At 65.1% G+C, this 18,674-nt stretch carries 16 protein-coding genes; 1 reads left to right on the top strand and 15 read right to left on the bottom strand.

Going from position 1 to position 18,674, the window contains the following annotated elements; genetic code table 11:
- Window positions 1–28: 28 nt before the first annotated feature.
- The 13 genes from recN to ftsW all read right to left on the bottom strand — a co-directional run bounded on the left by recN (window position 29) and on the right by ftsW (window position 14,178).
- Window positions 29–1,678, bottom strand: coding sequence for a DNA repair protein RecN (gene recN, locus Q1A71_RS00995; RefSeq protein ID WP_299670760.1), 1,650 nt, complete (start codon window positions 1,676–1,678; stop codon window positions 29–31).
- 26 nt (window positions 1,679–1,704) lie between these two features.
- The gene (locus tag Q1A71_RS00990) at window positions 1,705–2,571 is read right to left on the bottom strand and encodes an outer membrane protein assembly factor BamD (RefSeq protein ID WP_299670758.1); all 867 of its coding nucleotides are present in this window, start codon (window positions 2,569–2,571) and stop codon (window positions 1,705–1,707) included.
- A gap of 168 nt (window positions 2,572–2,739) precedes the next feature.
- Complete coding sequence (lpxC, locus tag Q1A71_RS00985; protein ID WP_299670756.1) at window positions 2,740–3,663, bottom strand: UDP-3-O-acyl-N-acetylglucosamine deacetylase; 924 nt, start codon at window positions 3,661–3,663, stop codon at window positions 2,740–2,742.
- 207 nt (window positions 3,664–3,870) lie between these two features.
- The gene (gene ftsZ, locus Q1A71_RS00980) at window positions 3,871–5,490 is read right to left on the bottom strand and encodes a cell division protein FtsZ (protein ID WP_299670754.1); all 1,620 of its coding nucleotides are present in this window, start codon (window positions 5,488–5,490) and stop codon (window positions 3,871–3,873) included.
- Between the two features lie 354 nt (window positions 5,491–5,844).
- Entirely contained in the window at window positions 5,845–7,149 is a 1,305-nt protein-coding gene (gene ftsA / locus Q1A71_RS00975; RefSeq protein WP_299671937.1) for a cell division protein FtsA, read from the bottom strand.
- A 30-nt stretch (window positions 7,150–7,179) separates the two neighbouring features.
- Entirely contained in the window at window positions 7,180–8,055 is an 876-nt protein-coding gene (locus Q1A71_RS00970; protein WP_299670752.1) for a cell division protein FtsQ/DivIB, read from the bottom strand.
- Window positions 8,043–8,963 (bottom strand): D-alanine--D-alanine ligase, encoded by a 921-nt coding sequence (locus Q1A71_RS00965; RefSeq protein WP_299670751.1) that lies wholly within the window; start codon window positions 8,961–8,963, stop codon window positions 8,043–8,045. The genes Q1A71_RS00970 and Q1A71_RS00965 overlap by 13 nt, the downstream gene beginning before the upstream one ends.
- A gap of 120 nt (window positions 8,964–9,083) precedes the next feature.
- The gene (gene murB / locus Q1A71_RS00960; RefSeq protein WP_299670749.1) at window positions 9,084–10,013 is read right to left on the bottom strand and encodes a UDP-N-acetylmuramate dehydrogenase; all 930 of its coding nucleotides are present in this window, start codon (window positions 10,011–10,013) and stop codon (window positions 9,084–9,086) included.
- Window positions 10,010–10,261 carry a DUF2484 family protein gene (locus tag Q1A71_RS00955; protein ID WP_299670747.1) on the bottom strand — a complete coding sequence of 84 codons (252 nt, stop codon included), beginning with the start codon at window positions 10,259–10,261 and terminating at the stop codon, window positions 10,010–10,012. Before Q1A71_RS00955 ends, murB begins: the two co-directional genes overlap by 4 nt.
- Window positions 10,258–10,506: a DUF2484 family protein gene (locus tag Q1A71_RS00950; RefSeq protein WP_366140208.1), complete on the bottom strand. Its 249-nt coding sequence runs from the start codon at window positions 10,504–10,506 to the stop codon at window positions 10,258–10,260. Before Q1A71_RS00950 ends, Q1A71_RS00955 begins: the two co-directional genes overlap by 4 nt.
- Window positions 10,506–11,912, bottom strand: a complete 1,407-nt coding sequence (gene murC, locus Q1A71_RS00945) for a UDP-N-acetylmuramate--L-alanine ligase (RefSeq protein ID WP_299670743.1) — start codon at window positions 11,910–11,912, stop codon at window positions 10,506–10,508. Before murC ends, Q1A71_RS00950 begins: the two co-directional genes overlap by 1 nt.
- Window positions 11,909–13,012, bottom strand: coding sequence for a UDP-N-acetylglucosamine--N-acetylmuramyl-(pentapeptide) pyrophosphoryl-undecaprenol N-acetylglucosamine transferase (locus tag Q1A71_RS00940; RefSeq protein ID WP_299670741.1), 1,104 nt, complete (start codon window positions 13,010–13,012; stop codon window positions 11,909–11,911). Before Q1A71_RS00940 ends, murC begins: the two co-directional genes overlap by 4 nt.
- Entirely contained in the window at window positions 13,009–14,178 is a 1,170-nt protein-coding gene (gene ftsW / locus Q1A71_RS00935) for a putative lipid II flippase FtsW (protein ID WP_299670739.1), read from the bottom strand. Before ftsW ends, Q1A71_RS00940 begins: the two co-directional genes overlap by 4 nt.
- 136 nt (window positions 14,179–14,314) lie before the next feature.
- Between ftsW and Q1A71_RS00930 the strand changes: the two genes are divergently transcribed.
- Entirely contained in the window at window positions 14,315–15,490 is a 1,176-nt protein-coding gene (locus Q1A71_RS00930; protein ID WP_299670737.1) for an NAD(P)/FAD-dependent oxidoreductase, read from the top strand.
- Window positions 15,491–15,552: 62 nt separating this feature from the next.
- On the opposite strand, the gene murD is transcribed toward Q1A71_RS00930, so the two are convergent.
- Window positions 15,553–16,941, bottom strand: coding sequence for a UDP-N-acetylmuramoyl-L-alanine--D-glutamate ligase (murD, locus tag Q1A71_RS00925; RefSeq protein WP_299670736.1), 1,389 nt, complete (start codon window positions 16,939–16,941; stop codon window positions 15,553–15,555).
- A gap of 237 nt (window positions 16,942–17,178) precedes the next feature.
- Window positions 17,179–18,516: a tetratricopeptide repeat protein gene (locus Q1A71_RS00920; RefSeq protein ID WP_299670735.1), complete on the bottom strand. Its 1,338-nt coding sequence runs from the start codon at window positions 18,514–18,516 to the stop codon at window positions 17,179–17,181.
- Window positions 18,517–18,674 lie beyond the last annotated feature (158 nt).

Below are 18,674 nucleotides of genomic sequence, written 5' to 3'. Positions count from 1 at the left end.
TTCACCGGGGAAAGCCTTTTGGCACCCACTATCCCGCGAGCAGGGCCCGCGCAGCGCCCCGTGCCTCTTCGGTGATCGTGTCGCCTGACAGCATCCTGGCGATTTCATCCACGCGGTCCGGGGATGGGAGCGGCGTGACGGTCGAGGTGGTCATGCCACCTGCGACCCGCTTTTCCACCCGCCAGTGGTGCGCACCGAGCGCGGCGACCTGTGGCGAGTGCGTCACGACCAGCACTTGCCCCTCGGACGCCAACGCCGCTAAGCGGCGCCCGACCGCATCAGCAGTGGCGCCGCCCACACCGCGGTCGATCTCGTCGAAGATCATGGTGAGGCCGGATTGGCCTCTGGTCAGACAGACTTTCAGCGCAAGAAGAAACCGGCTGAGTTCACCACCCGATGCGATCTTGTTCAAAGGGCCTGCCGGCGCGCCGGGGTTTGTCGCCACGGTGAAGGCCACGTTGTCCACGCCCTCCGGGCCGGGGGTGTCATCGGTGATCTGTGTCTCGAAGACCGCCCGCTCCATCTTGAGCGGGGCGAGTTCCGTGCCGACCTCTGCATCGAGCGCCTTGGCGGCCGCGTGCCGCGCAGCGCTGAGATTTGCGGCGGCTGTCTCGTAGGTCGTTTCCGCCAAGCGCAGCGCCACCGCCAATGCTGCGACATCCGCATCGCCCGCGTCGAGTGCCGCCAGCTTGCTCCGCAAGGTCTCGGCAAAGCCCGCGAGATCATCCGCCAACACATCATGTTTGCGGGCCAGGGCGCGGATTGCAAAAAGCCGCTCCTCGGTGTCTTCGAGATCCGTTGGATTGAAGGACAGGCTATCGAGCGCCGTTGCGATCCCGGAGGTGGCCTCATCCAGCTCCACCATGGCCCGGGAGAGCGCGGCCATCGGCGCCTCCAAGGCTCCGTCCGCCTGCTCGGCCACTCCATCGAGCCAGCGCAGCGCCTCGCCCAGAGCAGCCTCGGCCCCTTGGTGGCCAAGGATCTCATGCGCGCGCACCACGTCGCTGCGGATCTTTTCAGCCCCCTGCATGGTGCGGCGGCGCGCATCCAGTGTCGCCTCCTCTCCTGGCTCCGGTGCCAGCGCATCGAGTTCAGCAACCGCATGTCGCAGGTAGTCCTCTTCTTCGCGGATCGCGGTCACCGCTGCTTCGGCGGCCTTCAAGGCCTTGGCCGCCTGCGCCTTCGCCGACCAGGCGGAACGACAGGCGGCACGCAGATCATCCAGATCACCGAAATCGTCGAGGATGGCGCGATGTCCGCGGGGGTTCAGCAGGCCACGGTCATCGTGCTGTCCGTGCAATTCCACCAGGGTATCCGAGAGCTGCCGCAGCACCTCCCCGGAACAGCGCCGGTCGTTCACCCAGGCGGTCTTGCGGCCGTCCGCCGTGTTGATACGCCGCAGGATCAGCTCATCTTCAACCGGCAACCCCGCCTCCTGCAGAACGGCGCGGGCCGGGTGATCCGCAGTGAGATCGAACCATGCGGTCACCTCGCCCTGCTCCGCACCCTGGCGGACCAGATCTGCGCGCCCGCGCCACCCCAAGACAAACCCGAGAGCGTCGAGCAAGATCGACTTACCCGCTCCGGTCTCGCCCGTGAGCACGTTGAGGCCCGGTTGAACTCTCAACTCCAGCCGGTCGATGATCAGCATGTCGGTGATATCAAGTCCGCGCAGCATGTCCGCCACCCGTCATGACCATGGGATCAGAGCCATTCGCCCTTCACCGTCTGGCGATAGACCTGCCGCAGCCAGCTGTCACCCGCCGCTTCAAGCGTCAGACCCTGCCCGGTGAGCAGCGCAAAGCTGTCCTCATACCAGTCGGTCGAGCGGTAGTTGAACCCCAGGATTGCCCCCGCCGTCTGTGCCTCGTCGGTCAGACCCAGCGAGAGATAGGCCTCGACCAGCCGGTGCAAGGCTTCGGGCGTATGGGTGGTCGTCTGGAAATCCTCTACCACGACGCGGAAGCGGTTGATCGCTGCTGTATAGTGATTGCGACGCAGATAGTAGCGTCCGATCTCCATCTCCTTGCCGGCGAGATGGTCAAAGGCGAGGTCGAATTTCAGAATGGCGGAGCGGGCATAGTCGCTCTCCGGATAGCGCTCGATCACCTCGCGCAGTGACTGCAGCGCCTGGAAGGTCAGCCCTTGGTCGCGGCCAACTTCGTCGATCTGATCATAGTAGCTGAGTGCCAGCAGATACTGTGCATAGGCTGCATCATCGTCTTCGGGGTAGAAGTCGATAAACCGCTGCGCGGCGGAGCGGCTGTTGGGGTAGTCCTGATCGCGATGATAGGAAAACGCCTGCATGATCAATGCGCGCCGCGCCCAGTCCGAATAGGGATACAGTCGCTCGATTTCGGAGAAGAAGAAGGCGGCATCATCAGGGCGGCTGCGGTTCAGCTCAAACTCACCGCGTTCGAAAATCTGTTCCGCGGAATATGTCTCGAGAGGGATCTCTTCGGGATTGAAGAAGTTGCGCGGAGCACCTCTGTCGCCACCCCCACACCCTGCGACCAGTGCTGCCACCAGAAGTGTCGTGATCACCCGCTTTCGCGACCCAAGCCTACTCATGCTTTGCCACCTTCGTCTCAAACCCCGACGCAGCCCGCTGCGTGCACCTTCGAGGTCCTAGCATAGAAAATTCCCGGGCAAAACGCCCATTGCGCGCTTTGTGACCGCAGGTGTCATATCTGTGCAAGCGAGGTCTGGCCGCAGGGTCGCGCATACGGCGGTGGCCAATTACGCAACGGCTGGAATTTCGTCCCAGACGAGGCCATAGCCCGGCAGGCGGCTCGCCGTGCTGCGGTCACAAACCACCATGCGCACCGCATCGGGCGTGGCAAAGAGGCGGCGCAGCAGCGTGTTAGTCAGCGAGTGACCGGCGCGCACACCTGTGTAATGGCCGATGAGCGGAGCTCCCGCCAGCGCCAGATCGCCGAGCGCATCCAGCATCTTATGGCGCACGGGTTCGTCCTCGTGACGCAGGCCACCGGGGCTCACCACACGGTCGCCGTCAAAGACCACCGCGTTTTCCCCCGAGGTGCCGCCCAAAGCAAGACCATTGGCGCGCATCGCATCCACATCCGCCTGGCGGCAGAAGGTGCGGCTGTCGCAGAGTTCCCGTGCAAAGCTGCCATTGTTCATGGTCAGCGATTTCTTCTGATACCCGATGGCGGCGTCGGCGAAATCAATCTCAAAATCAATCCGCAACGTCTGCGCCGGAGCCAGCGTGGCCGAGGCTTCCCCATCGGTGACCGTCACGGTTTTCAAGACTTCAAAGGCCCGGACCGGTGCGGGCAGAATGCGCAGGCCGCGCTGCATAATGCCACGCACGAAGGGCGCCGCGGAGCCATCAAGGATCGGCACTTCGGGTCCGTCAATCTCAACCAGCGCATTGTGCACACCGCAACCTGCCAGCGCCGCCATGATATGTTCGACGGTCGAGACCTGCAGGCCAGCGGCGTTTTCGATCTTGGTACACAGCGGCGAGCGCAGCACCGCATCCCAGCGGGCCGGAATCAGTCTGTCGCCGACGGCAACGTCCGCCCGCGAAAACCAGATGCCATGCTCGGCTGTTGCCGGACGGATGGTCACGACAGCCTTGCGACCGGTATGAAGACCACAGCCCGAAAAGCTGATGGGGGATTTTATAGTTGTCTGCACGATTGTCCCACACTTCCTCTGAGCCCTTCGGCCCCATTGGCATCGTAGTTAGGGATTGCGCCCTGCGGGCTCAACTCAATCTTTGCAACGGACTGAAACACTACTGTTACAATTGAGCGCAAACACGCCTGTACCCACCTAACTCCCTGAGATTAAAAAGAAAGGGGCCGCCCGATGGCGACCCACTATCCTGAATTCGTGAAGGATTCAGTTCGCTTGCCGACGCAGAAATGCAGGGATTTCGATCCGTTCCTGATCCGGATCGACCTGATCCTGAGGCACCTGCGCAGGCTCTGCTGCGCGCTGTTGCACGGGCGGCTGCTGGCGCGGCGCGGCGGGGGAGCCCGCTTCGGCCTGGCCCGTCATCCGGTTGATCAGCGAGTTGATCCCGAAGCGCGGACGGTCCCCTTGCGCTGCAGTTGGCACCTGAGCCGGGCGCGGTGCCGGCTGTGGTGCTGCCTTTTGAGCTGCCGCACGAAGGCGGGCCATCGCCTCGGGCGAGGGGGTTCCGGGCGCCGGGGCGCGAGGCGCGACAAAGCTGTCAGGCTCGGCGGGGGCGTCGACGCGGGTGGGCTCGAATGCGGCGACCTGTGGCTGATAGGCCGGTGCAGGCAGATCGTCGTCAGCGACATCCACAAGGCTCGGTGTGAACTCGGGCTCCGCTGGTTCGGACGTGACGCTGCGGTCCTCATCCATCTGGCTGAAGAGCGAAGGCTCCTCCGCTGCTTCAGCGGCAACGCTGTGCTGAGGCTCCGGCATGTCGGCCATGGCGGCAACTGGCGCATCTTCCTCGACCGAGACCATCTGCTTCAGCGGCTCCGAGAGGGAGCGACGCGGCACGGGAACGTCGGTGTTCACGTCCGTGGCGTCGATACCTGTCGCCACCACGCTCACCCGCATGGTGCCGCCCATATCGGTATCGAGCGTCGAGCCAACGATGATGTTGGCATCGGGGTCGACCTCTTCGCGGATGCGGTTCGCGGCCTCGTCCAGCTCGAAGAGTGTGAGGTCATGGCCTCCGGTGATGTTGATGAGCACGCCTTTCGCGCCGCGCAGGCTGATTTCGTCGAGCAGCGGGTTGGCGATCGCCTTCTCCGCCGCCTGGATCGCGCGATCCTCGCCATCGGATTCGCCGGTGCCCATCATTGCCTTGCCCATCTCGTCCATCACGGCGCGCACGTCGGCAAAGTCGAGGTTGATCAGGCCGGGGCGCACCATCAGGTCGGTCACGCCCTTCACACCCTGGTACAGCACGTCATCGGCCATGGAGAAGGCCTCGGTGAAGGTCGTCTTCTCATTGGCGAGGCGGAAGAGGTTCTGGTTCGGGATGATGATCAGCGTGTCGACCACCTTCTGCAGCGCGTCCACACCGTCCTCGGCTTGCCGCATGCGCTTGGCGCCTTCGAACTGGAAGGGTTTGGTCACCACACCGACGGTCAGCACACCCAACTCCCGCGCAGCCTGCGCGATGATCGGGGCGGCACCCGTGCCGGTGCCCCCGCCCATGCCCGCCGTGATGAAGCACATATGGGCGCCAGCCAGATGGTCGACGATCTGCTCGATACTCTCTTCCGCAGCCGCGGCGCCGACGGAGGCGCGCGCACCCGCGCCGAGCCCTTCGGTCACCTTGATGCCCAGCTGCACGCGGTTGTCCGACTTCGCCTGCTGCAGCGCCTGCGCATCGGTGTTCGCCACCACGAACTCCACCCCGTCCAGCTCTTTCTCGATCATGTTGTTGACCGCGTTGCCGCCCGCACCGCCAACACCGAAGACTGTGATGCGGGGCCGGAGGTCGGTCTGTCCGGGCATGGAAAGGGTAAGGGTCATGAGTATATCCGCCTGTGCTGCTGCCCCGCATTCGCGGGCTTTTTTGGGTGCCTATTCCAGCTCAACCCTAGCTGTTGACCGCCCTAGGGTCACGCAAAAAACGCAAATTTGCCACAAAATATGGGCCAAAACCGGTCTCCTCCCCCTGTTGGCGGGGCAGACCGGCAAGATGTCGCGCAATTGCGCCAGGCAGGCACTAGATTGCGCGCAAGGGAATCGGTCGCAGGCCGGACCTGCGTTGCGCGAGTCGCGCTTGGTTTACACATACGGACGACTGCTCGACCGCCTTGGACCTCTCTCGGGCCTTAACTCTTTGGTAACACACCGGCTTTGGTGCGTCACCCGTGATTCTTCTCACCAGTTGTCCCGGAACCAGCGCACCGCGCGCTTGAGGGACCTGCCGGGATAGCGCTCGGCGGGGATGTCGAAATCCCACCATTCGTCCTGCGGATGGGCCGCGAACAGCGTCAGCCCCACAACGGAGGCAAAGCTCGGGCCGGTTGCCACCTGCGGCAGCCCGTGCACGCGCAGCGGGCGGCCCAGGCGGACCTGCTGGCCGAGGATCTTGCTGGCGAGCCCGTCGAGGCCGGGGATCTGGCTGCCGCCGCCCGTGAGCACGATCTGCTGGCTCGGAAGATGGTCAAACCCGGCGGCATCAAGCCGCGCGCGCACCTCTTCGAGGATTTCCTCGACCCGGGGGCGCATGATGCCGATCACTTCAGCGCGGCTCGCGGTGCGGCGGTCATGCTCGAAATCGCCGGTGTCGCCACCGATCTCGATCATCTCGCGGTCATCCATGCCGGTGGCATGTACACCGCCGTGCATCGTCTTGATCCGTTCGGCCATGGCCATGGGGATCTGCAACCCCATGGAAATGTCGCCGGTCACGTGATCGCCCCCCATACGCACGCTGTCTGCATAGATCATGTGCTTCTTGATAAAGATCGACACGCCGGTGGCGCCACCGCCGAGGTCGATGCAGGCCGCCCCCAGTTCCTGCTCATCTTCCACGAGCGCGGCAATCCCGCTGACATAAGCCGAGGAGGCGATACCTGCGAGCTCCAGATCGCAGCGCTTGATGCAATGGGCGAGATGCTGGATGGCTGCGCCGTCGACCGTCAGCATGTGCATGTCCACCGAGAGCGCATTGCCCAACTGGCCGCGGGGGTCACTGAGGCCGGAGCGATGATCCAGCGCGAAATTCACCGGCTGGGCGTGCAGCACCTCGCGGCCCGCGCCGTAGTCCGGCACATCGCAGGCGGCGAGCACGCGCGCCACGTCCTGCTCGTCGACCGCCTCGCCCTCAAGTGCAATCTCGGCGTCGAGGCCGTAGGAGCGCGGATCGGCCCCCGCGAAACAGGCGATCACGTGATCGACCCGGATGCCCGCCATCTTCTGCGCGCCCTGAAGGGCGGTGCGGATCGCACGCTCCGTCTCGGGCATCGCGCAAATCTCGCCGAACCGGACGCCGCGAGACCGGGTGGTGGCCGCCCCGATGACGCGGAACTGCGACTGACCGGCGAGCGAGCCGATCTCACCCTCTTCGCCCAGATCGCCGCTGCCGTCGAACCGCAGCACAAGGCAGGAGATCTTCGAACTGCCCACGTCCAGAATAGCGACCACGCCCCGCTGCATGGCCGCTTTGCGCATGTTCCGCATCTGGCGCTGGCTTTCGTAAAAATTCATTGTCTACTGCCCTGAAACTTTCTTGATTTCCCACCACAGCGTGGCGGCCTGTTCGCTCATCTGCACCGTGGGCCGCGCGCCCAGCCGCAGATCGACCCGCGCGATGTCGCGGGCCAGCATGTCTTGCGCGGCGTCGAGCGCGATCACCCGTTCGAGCGCCTCCACCGCGCCCTCCTCGGGCAACAGGATGCGCTGGTTGCGGTCGAGCACCACATCCCAGCGCCGCTCGCCCATACGCACGAGGCCGCGCAGGCGTCCGCCGAGGGGGGCCGCGGCGCGGTAGAGATCCAGCGCCTCCCTGACCTCGGTCTCGGCCCCTTTGCCCGCCACGACCAGCAGATCGGCGCGCTCCATGCGTTTGCCAAGCTTGCCCAGATGGGCCCCGGTGATGTCGATCAGCGTGAGCCCGGCGGCGCTGCGCCAGATCGCGACCGGCGTGCGCGGCGTCACGTCGACCTGCAGAATCCCGCCGGGTCGAATGCGCACGCCAACGGTCTTCACAGGCGGTAGCCCGGCGATGGTGTCGCGGATGTCCTTGAGGTTGAGATCGAAGGAACTGATGGGGAAATCCAGCGGCACGACCTCGCGGATATCTTCGGCGAGCGCGTCGTCACCTCCGTCGATGGCCATCAGTTGCACCATGAACTCAGGCCGTGTCTCGAAACTGGCGCGGGCTTCGGCCACGGTGTCGTGGATCATCTGGCGGTTGGCGGCGTCCGAGAGCCACCAGATCGCCGCTCCGAGGGTCAGTGCCAGCGGTACGCCCGCGCGCAGCATCACCAGGAACGCCGGCGTCAGCATCAGCCGCTGCATCCGCCAGGCCCAGCGGGAGGGGGCGGGATCGCAGGGCCCGGGGCGGCGCCGTTTCAGCGATCGCATGAGGCGTCCTCCACCATCCAGGCGCAAAGCTGGCCAAAGCTCATGCCGCAGGCCTGCGCCTGTTCGGGGGTGAGCGAGGTTTCGGTCATGCCGGGTTGCGTATTGGTCTCGAGCAGGATCAGGCCGTCTGTGCCCCGAGCTTCGTCCCAGCGGAAATCGGTGCGGCTGACACCGCGGCAGCCCAAAGCCTCATGCGCACGCAGGGCATAGTCCATGCAGAGATCGAAGATTTCGGACGGCACATCGGCTGGCACCACGTGGCGCGAGCCGCCGGGCTTGTACTTGGCGTCATAGTCGTACCAGCCCTCGGTGAGGATATCGGTCACCGTCAGCGCCCGGTCGCCCATCACTGTGGTCGTCAGTTCGCGCCCCGGGGCGTAGGTTTCGACCATCACCTGCGCGGGCATATCTTTGGAAAGCTGCGGTGGGCCATTGGCCCAGTCGTGCACCAGATAGATGCCGACCGAGGAGCCTTCGTTGTTGGGCTTCACCACATAGGGCGGCTTCATCACGTGGCGGGTGCGGACCTCGTTCGCGGGCGCCATGACGCTGCTGACCACGGGCAGGCCAGCGGCGGCAAAGGCTGCCTTGCTGCGCTGCTTGTCCATGGCCAGCGCGGAGGACAGAACACCGGAGTGGGAATAGGGGATACCGACCCATTCGAGCAGACCCTGGACGCAGCCATCCTCGCCCCAGCGGCCGTGCAGGCAGTTCAGGATGGCGTCGGGCTTGAGATCGGCCAGAACGGAACAGAGGTCGGGGCCCGCATCGACCTCGACCACCTCGTATCCTTCTCCCCGCAGGGCGGCAGCGCAGGCTGTCCCGCTCGACAGCGACACTTCGCGCTCCGCCGAAGGGCCGCCCATCAATACCGCCACGCGTTGGGGTGTCCTGCTCGACTGACCCACGTTCGTGCCTCTTTGCCGGGCCTTTCCGTGCCCTTGATTTTGCCTCATGCGTCCGGCTTTTGCGCCGGTTCACCGTCTCTCTTTTGCCCGCAGTCTGGGTGGATCGTGGTTAACGCGCCGTTAATCCACGGGGCCAGCCTCACCCACGCGCATGATTTCCCATTCTAGCGTGATCCCGCTTTGAGCGTAAACCTTTTTTCGGACCGCCTCGCCCAATCCCTCCAGGTCTGCGGCCGTGGCGTCACCGGTATTGATCAGGAAGTTGGGGTGCTTCTCGCTCATCTGCGCCCCGCCCTGCCGCGCGCCGCGCAATCCGGCGTCGTCGATCACCTTCCAGGCCTTCAGGTCATGCACATCGTCCGTCCGGCCTGTCGAGGAAAATCCCGCCGGGTTGCGGAAGGTGGAGCCCGCGCTGCGGTCCTTTGTCGGCTGGGTGGCGTCGCGCTTGGCAAGCTGCTCGTCCATGCGGGCATGCAGAGCGCCCGGATCACCGGCAGGCGCGTCGAAAGTGGCCGCGGTCAACACCCAGCCGTCAGGCAGCGCGCTATGCCGGTAGGCGAAGTCCAGATCCTCAGGTGTCAGCGTTGTGACCTCCCCGCTGCGCGTCACCGCCTGCGCTTCGACCAGAACATCCGCGATGTAGCTGCCATAACACCCCGCATTCATGCGCAGGGCCCCGCCAATACTGCCGGGGATCGTGCGCAGAAAGGTCAGGTCGCGGCCCGCATCCGCCGCTTTCCGGGCCACATGCGCATCCAGCGCAGCCGCCCCGGCCGTGACACGGGCATCATCAATCTCAGTGCCGTTGAACCCGCGCCCGAGCCGGATTACCACCGCGCGCAGCCCCCCGTCGCGCACAATCAGGTTGGAGCCGACGCCCATGGGAAACACCGCCGCCTCGTCCGGCAGCGCGGCCAGGAACTGGCGGAGGTCGTCGAGATCCGCGGGCTGAAAGAACCAGTCTGCCGGGCCGCCCACGCGCAACCAGGTCAGATCGCTGAGCGCGCGGTTGGGCGTCAGGCGGCCCCGCACGTCAGGCATCTGCGTCATCGGTGAAGGGTGCGGCGTTTGATCCAGCGCCCCAGATAGATGACCGGCCAGCGCAGCACCGACATGCCCGCCGCCATCACCAGAATGCCGACCCAGGGCCCATGCTGCCAGGTCACGTAACCTACAATCGGGATGCCCACGGTGATCAGCATATAGGCGTTGCGCCAGTGCTGGTCCTTGCTCGGCGTCATCGCCAGCACATTGGCGACCACGGCCCAGACGGCCGCCAGGATGAGAGACAGGCTCATTTCGGGATCTCCGGTCTTTGACCGCGCGCGCGCGCAACAAAATAGCGCAACGGGTTACGATACATGGATACAAAGGCAAAAAGCGCGAGGGCGGCGGCCCACCAGCTGTACGCCGCGGCAACCCAGAGGATCAGAACAGGCGCTGCGATGAGCAGGACCACGCCCGGCACATACTGGTGGCGCATGGGCAGCATGGCCACAAGCGCCGAGGCAAGGACCCAGGCAATGCAGGCCCAGAGCAGCATCATGCGGCCCCTTTGCGCAAACGGGCTGGCAAGCCGTTGGCCCAGGTGCTGATGGTGCCTGCGCCAAGGCAGACGACCATGTCGCCGGGGCTCGCCTGTTCGCGCACGAGGCGTTCGAGGTCGTCCTCGCCCACCACGGCACGGGCGTGACGGTGGCCGTGGCGGATGAGGCCCGCGACCAGATCGTCACGGCTGGCGCCTTCAATGGGGTCTTCGCCGGCGGCATAGACCTCGGCGATACCGACCACATCAGCGTCGTTGAAACAGGCGCAGAAGTCGTCAAAGAGGCTCGACAGACGCGTATAGCGGTGTGGCTGATGCACAGCGATTACGCGGCCGTCCGTCGCCTGCCGCGCGGCTTTCAGCACCGCGGCAATCTCCACCGGATGGTGGCCGTAATCATCAATAATCGTCACGCCCTCAACGTCTCCGACCCGGGTAAAGCGCCGGTTAACGCCGCCGAAGTTGGCTAACGCCGTGCGGATCTGCTCGCCCTTCATGCCCAGATGCCGGGCCACGGCGACGGCTGAGAGCGCGTTGGAGACGTTGTGATCACCCGGCATAGGCAGCGAGCAATCTTCCACCACGATGTCTTCGGCCTGCAGGGCGATGTCGAAATGCGCGATGCCGTTCTTGTAGGTCAGGTTGACCGCGCGCACATCGGCCTGGGCGTTGAACCCATAGGTGATTACGCGGCGGTCGGTGATCTTGCCCACCAGCGCCTGCACCTCCGGGTGATCGGTGCAGCAGACCGCGACGCCGTAGAAGGGGATGTTGGAGACGAAATCCAGAAATCCCTGCCGCAGCGTGTCGAAATCGCCCCAGTGCTCCATATGCTCGGGGTCGATGTTGGTGACAATTGCGATGGTCGCGGGCAGGCGGTTGAAAGTGCCGTCGCTCTCATCGGCCTCGACGACCATCCACTCACCCTCGCCCGCCCGGGCGTTCGAGCCGTAGGCGTGGATGATGCCGCCGTTCACGACCGTGGGGTCGAAGTCGCCCGCATCAAGCAACGTGGCCACCATCGTGGTCGTCGTGGTCTTGCCGTGCGTCCCGGCGACGGCGATATTGGATTTCAGCCGCATGAGCTCCGCCAGCATCTCGGCCCGGCGCACGATGGGCAGACCTTGGGCGCGGGCGGCGTCCAACTCGGCATTGCCCGGCTTGATGGCAGAGGAGATCACCACGACCTCGGCATTAACGACATTCTCAGCGCTCTGGCCCTCGAAAACCTGAGCGCCCAGCTCTTCCAGACGCTGGGTGATGGGGGTCGCTTTCAGGTCCGAGCCCTGCACCGTATAGCCGTGGTTCAGCAGCACCTCTGCGATGCCTGACATGCCGATACCGCCGATGCCGACGAAATGGATGGGCCCGACGTCACCGGGCAGTTTGGTTGCTGCGCTCATGTCTCTTGCCCCTTTGCTGCCAGCTGTTCGACCATGGCCACCAGCGCCTCGGTGGCATCCGGTTTGCCGCATTTTGCCGCCGAGCGCGCCATCTGCATCGCCCCGTCGGGATTGTCCAGTACCGCGAGGATCTGTTCCGCCACGGCATCCACCTCCAGCCGGCTTTCGGGGATCATAATGGCCCCCCCGGCCTCAACCAGCCCGCGTGCATTTGCCGTCTGGTGATCGCCTGTGGCGGCGGCGAAGGGAATGAGGATCGAAGGGCGCCCGATTACCGTGAGGTCGGCCACCGACGAGGCCCCTGCCCGGCTGATCACCAATTGCGCCTCGGTCATACGGCGGGGGACATCGTGGAAGAAGGGCTGTACCTCGGCCTGGATGCCACTGTCGGCATAGAAAGCGGCGACGCGCTCCTGATCCTCCTCGCGAGCCTGATGGCTGACGCGGATGTTCTTGAGCATCGCCATGGGCAAGGCGGCAATCGCAGGCGGGATCACATCGCTCAAGACGCGCGCGCCCTGGCTGCCGCCGATCACGAGCAGCTCCATCGGGTAGTCCCCCGGCGAGATATAGCCCGCCTCGACCCGGTCGAGGATCGCGCGGCGCACGGGGTTGCCGGTGTGATAGCCCTCGACCCCCTCCGGCAAATCGGTCGGCCAGGTGCCACAGGCGAAGGCATCCACGCGCGACGCAAAAAGCGCATTGACCCGCCCCAGGATGCCGTTTTGTTCATGGATCATCCGGGGCAGTTTCAGGGCCACTGCGGCCGACAGGGCGGGGATGGTCGGGTAGCCGCCGAACCCCACCACCACGTTCGGCCGGTCGCGCCACATGCTCCAGAGCGCGCCCGCGACGCCAGCGGCAATCTGGAACGGCACCAAGGCCTTGGCCAGGATATTGCCGCGCGCGAAGGTGCCGCTGTTGATCTGGGTGATCTCGGTGCTATGGGGGAACCCGCCGGTATAGCGTGCCCCGCGCGCATCGGTGCTGAGCTTCACGCGCCAGCCCCGCTGGAGCATCGCCTCGGCCAGCGCCTGCGCGGGAAACATATGCCCGCCGGTGCCGCCCGCGGCGATCATCAGGAGGGGCTGCGCGCTCATCGGTTGCGGCCTCGCACCAGCAGGTCGCTGATTTCACCCTGGGGTCGGGTCCGGGTGAACGCCAGCAGCATCCCCACGGCCAGACCGCTGGCGATGACGGAGGACCCGCCGTAGCTGACAAACGGCAATGTCATGCCCTTGGCCGGCAGCAGGCGCACGGCAACGCCCATGTTGATCATGGCCTGCACGCCCAATGTACAGGCGAGGCCGGTGCCCGCGAGGCGGATGAACGGATCCCGCTCGCGCACAAGGCGCATGAGCGAACGCACCACCACAGTGGCGTAGAGCGCGATGATCACCAGGACGAGGATGAGCCCGTATTCCTCGGCCGCGACCGCGATGATGAAATCCGTGTGCGCGTCAGGCAGAGACCATTTCACCTGCCCCTCGCCAACGCCGACACCGAAGAAGCCGCCCTCCTGAATAGCGTTGGTGGCATAGCCCAACTGTGTGCGCGGGTCGATGTCTGGGTTCAGAAAGCCGTCAATCCGCCGCGCGAAATGCTCGGAATTGGAATAGGCCACGGTGCCGCCGAAGACAGCCAGCAGCGCCATGCCGACCAGCAGCACCATGGGCGCGCCGGCCACGAAATACATCACGCCCCAGGAGAAGAGCACCAGGCACGCCTGCCCGAAATCCGGTTGCAGGATCAGCAGCGCCACGATCACAAGGCAGAGCGCGAAGGACCATGTGCGCCCGGGCGGGCCGTTGAGATCCATCGACGCGGCCATCATCCAGGCGCCGACGATCACAAACCCGGGCTTGAGAAACTCCGACGGCTGGATCGCGGCAAATCCCAGACCGTACCAGCGCACAGCACCCTTCCCGAAGTCGGTGCCGAAGAAGGGCAGAAGCGCCAAGGCGACAAAGGCCACCAGAAAGCCCAGCACCGCCAGCCGTCGCACCAGCACCGGAGACATCATCGAGGTGATGATCATGGCCATCAGGGCGATCCCGCCAAAGGCCGCCTGCCGCTGCACATAGTGGAAGGGCTCGAACCCGTTCTTGGCCGCCAGCGGCGGTGAGGCCGCAAGACCCAGCAGAAGCCCCACGGCGAAGAGCATGAGGATGCAGGACATCGACCATTTATCGATGGTGCGCCACCATTTGGGCAGAATAGGCTCGCCATCGCGAACCGGGACTGCGCCATAGACCATTTCCGTCATGGGGTCTGCCTTAGATCGTTACACTGCCTCAAGCGCCCCGTTGTTCGAGGTCTGCTGGCCGCACCCTAGCGTCATTTTGTCCACTGCGCTAGCCTGAAGGCTTGCCATCCCGCGCATTTCACGCCAGTTGGCGGCGATGCAAGTGGATGTGGCAATCATAGGCGCAGGCGCCGCTGGCATGATGTGTGCCGCCCACGCGCCGGGGCGCGTGCTGATCGTCGATCACGCCAAGGCGCCGGGCGAGAAAATCCGCATCTCGGGCGGCGGGCGCTGCAACTTCACCAACCTGCATTGCGCCCCGCATGCGTTCCTGTCGCGCAACCCGCATTTCGCGAAATCCGCTCTGGCCCGCTACACCCAGTGGGACTTCATCGACCTCGTCGACCGGCACGGCATCGCCTGGCACGAAAAGACCCTCGGCCAGCTCTTCTGCGACACCTCTGCGAAGGAGATCATCGCCATGCTGCGCAGGCTGATGCAGCAAAACGGTGTGGACCTGCGGCTAAGGGCCACCGCCAGCGATTTTGCCAAGACACCCGACGGCTTCCGCTTCACTCTGACCGAGGATGCCAGCACGCGCGAGGTGCTGGCCAAGACCCTCGTGATGGCCAGCGGTGGCAAATCCATTCCTAAAATGGGCGCCTCCAGCCTCGCCTATGAAGTCGCCACCCAGTTCGGCCTCGCCGTGACCGAGACGCGCCCCGCGCTGGTCCCCTTCACTTTCCCAGAAAGGCGCTTTGCAGAAATCTCCGGCGTAGCCGCTCCGGCGCGGGTCACGGCAGGGGCGCAGAGCTTCGACGAAGCGCTGCTCTTCACACATCGTGGGCTGTCGGGCCCCGCGGTCCTCCAGGCCTCGTCCTACTGGCGCGAGGGCGAAGAGATTTCCGTCAATCTGAGCCCGACGGCCGACCTGCTCACTGCGCTGAAAACTCAGCGCGCCGCCTCGGGTCGCCGCAGCCTGACCACCGCATTGGCCGCGCATCTTCCGGCCCGGCTCGTCGATCATCTCGCGCCCGAGATGCAACTCTGCGGCAACCTCGCGGATCAATCCGACAGTCGCCTCGCCGAGATCTGCGCCCGGCTCTCGGATTGGCGTCTGAAGCCCGGCGGCACCGAAGGCTACCGCACCGCCGAGGTGACGCTGGGCGGCATCGACACCGATGCGCTCTCGGCGAAAACCATGGAGGTGAAGACCGTCCCGGGCCTCTTCTTCATCGGAGAAGCGGTGGATGTGACCGGCTGGCTGGGCGGTTACAACTTCCAGTGGGCGTGGTCCTCGGCCATGGCCGCCGCCGGGGCGCTGAGCGCGTAAGCCCTTCATTCTTCGAAAAATACTCCCGCCGGAGGCGTCCGACGGTGCAGCCCGCACGGCGGTCAGAGATACCGCGCCACCTCGGCCACGAAATCGTCGCCACGCCGCTCGAAGTTGTCATATTGGTCAAAGCTCGCCGCGGCAGGTGCGAGCAGCACCACATCGCCCGGCTCGGCCTCGGCCACCGCCTGTTCCACCGCGCGGGCCATGGTGGTGCAGACCTCCGCCTCCACGGGCAGCTTCAGCGCAAAGCCCGCCGCCTCGCGGCCGATGACATAGGCCTTGCGCACCGTGGCGGTGTCGAGCGCGGCCAGCCCGCCCTCCTTCTCAAGCCCGCCGCAGATCCAGCGGATGTTCTCGAAAGCGGCAAGCGCCTTGGCGGCCGCATCCACATTGGTGGCCTTGCTGTCGTTGACGAACCGCACCCCGTCCTTCTCCCCCACCAACTGGCTGCGGTGGGGCAGGCCCCCAAAGCTGTGGAACGCCGCCTCGATCACTTTCGGCCCAAGACCCAAGGCCCGGCAGACGGCATAACCGGCGCAGGCATTCTGGTGATTATGCGCGCCCGGCAGACCCGGCACCTGCCGCAAGTCGATCGACGCGGCCTGTTTGCCCTTGCGGTATTCGGATAAAAACCCTTTTCGGGCAAAGACTTGCCAGCCAGGCCCCGTCAGCTTTCGGTCAACCGACATGCGGATCACCCGGTCGTCCGCACGGCCCTCGCTGAGCTGGCCCGCGAGATAGCGCCCCTCGGGTTCGTCGACCCCGATGACCGCGCGGTCCGGGCCACCCTCCGCGAAGAGGCGCCGCTTGGCCGCGAAATAGCCCCCCATACCGCCATGACGGTCAAGGTGATCGGGCGAGAGATTGGTGAAGACGGCCACATCCGGGGTCAGGCTGCGGGCCAGCTCGGTTTGATAGCTGGAGAGCTCCAGCACCACCACCTCGCCCTCCACTGGCGGCTCGAGATCGAGCACGCCGCGCCCGATGTTGCCCGCAAGCTGACAGGGGCGCCCGGCGTGCTCGAGGATGTGGTGGATGAGCGCCGAGGTGGTGGATTTGCCGTTCGATCCGGTAACCGCAACGACGCGCGGAGCGACGTCGAACCTGGCCCAGGCCTCTGTTGCAAAGGATTGAAAAAACAGGCCAATATCGTTGTCGACCGGCACGCCCGCCTCCAGTGCCGCGGCGACCACCGGGTTGGGGTCGGGGTAGAGATGCGGGATGCCGGGGCTGACGATCAACCGGGCGATCTCGTCGAAATCGCGCGCTGATTTGAAGGGTCGGCAGGTGAAGCCTTCGGCCTCGGCGCGCGCCTTGGCAGCGGGGTTGTCATCCCAGCAGATCGGGACAGCCCCCCCGGCCGCGAGCGCCCGCGCGGCGCTGAGCCCCGACCGGCCCAGGCCCAGAACGGCAACGGTGTGATTTTGCAAACCTCTGACCGGAATCACGCGCAGGCTCCTTCACTGGTGCCGCGACACTGCCGCCCGGAACGCCCGGGGGCAAGGTGGTTAACGCTGCGGTCTGGGGATGCGGGCCACGTTTGCGGCGACTCAGCACCGCGCGCCATGCTTAACAGGGGGTCTGGCACGAAAAGCCACGTCGGTATCACGTCGGTATTTTGTCGGTATTGCGTCGGTGCGAGGGTCGGTTTCGGGCGGGGTTAAGAGAGCGCGCGGTGGGTGGCTTTAATCTTCGTCCGGGGGCAATGCGTCGATCCGGCGTTGCACCTCGGCAATATATGGATGATCCGGCGGCAGGGTCGCGCGAAAAATCTCCATTCCTTGCTGCAGCATCTCGCGTGCGTCTGCGGCTTTGCCTTGCTGGCCGAGAAGCTGCCCGAGATTGCCGAGGCGGACCGCATATTCCGGATGCCACTCCCCGATGGTTGCCCGACCAATCTCCAGCGCCTCGAGGTAAAGCCCTTCCGCCTCCTCAAACCGGCCCTGCGCCTCCACCACACCCGCGAGGTTGTTGAGGTTAATCGCATAGCCCGGATGCCCCTCCCCGATGGTCGCCCGGTCAATCTTCAGGGCCTCGCGGTAGAGCCCTTCCGCCTCCTCAAACCGGCCCTGGGCCTGCACCACCAACGCGAGGTTGTTGAGACGGATCGCATAGGACGGATGCCCCTCCCCCATGGTCGCTCGGGTAATCTCCTGCGCCTGGCGATAGAGCCCTTCCGCCTCCTCAAACCGGCCCTGCGCCTCCACCACACCCGCGAGGTTGTTGAGGCGGGTCGCATAGGACGGATGCCCCTCCCCGATGGTCGCCCGGTCAATCTCCAGCGCCTCGCGGTAAAGCCCTTCCGCCTGCTCAAACCGGCCAAGCTTCCTAGTATTCAAAGCGTGTTCGTTCAGTGCAGTTGACAGCCGTTCCTGATTGTTTTCCGCTTGGGCGAGCGATAGCAAGGCGCCGCTGTGGCCTGCGGCAGCGCTATAGTCGCCAGAGCGTTCCGCAAAGCGACTGGCTTTGTACAAAGAAGCATAAGTGGGCGATAACCGCGCCGCTCGGGCGTAGTGCCCGGCGGCGTCGGCCCAGCGCACCTCTTGTTCGGCAACCTCACCTCGGCCAAAGGCGGCGCGGGCGGCGCGTTGGACTTCCATCTCGGCGCGGGCTTCGATTTCAGCGAAGAGGTCATCGGCGAGGGAGAAGTCACCCGCCTCAAGGGCGGTGCGGGCCTCGGCGATGCGGTCGGGGGCGATTTCGTTGCCTTCGCGTTCAAGCAGCGCTTCGAGATCGGCGATGCGCCTGTTGGCGGCGGCCAGCGCCTCGTCGGGGTTGGCGATCTGGGATTCCAGTTCGGCGATGCGAGCGGTGAGCTGGGCCTTCTCTGCATCGGCGGCTTGGGCCAGTTCAGCTTCAAGGTCAGCTTTCAGCTCGCGGCGGATGCGGATGAATTCGGCGGTCGTGAGGGCGGGGCCGTCCTTGGCTTTGGGGGCAGCGATCTTCTCTATTGTTTCGGGGCTGAGATCGGTCGGGCGGTTTCTTTGAAATGGCCATTTCAAGATGCCCCAGATAAGAAGCACGATTGCAATCAATCCGCCGACGGCGCTTCCTGCCCCTCCGTACGGCTCCAGAATTGAAACTAAGTCTTCAAGCAATTCGAGTTACTCCAAATACGAGAGCAACTTTAGGCGGATTACCTTGAAATGGAAGCCCCGCCCGGCACCGCCGGGCAGCCCCC

The sequence above is a fragment of the uncultured Roseobacter sp. genome (assembly GCF_947493125.1).
Lineage (GTDB): Bacteria > Pseudomonadota > Alphaproteobacteria > Rhodobacterales > Rhodobacteraceae > Roseobacter.
This window is presented reverse-complemented; position numbering and strand designations above follow the sequence as displayed.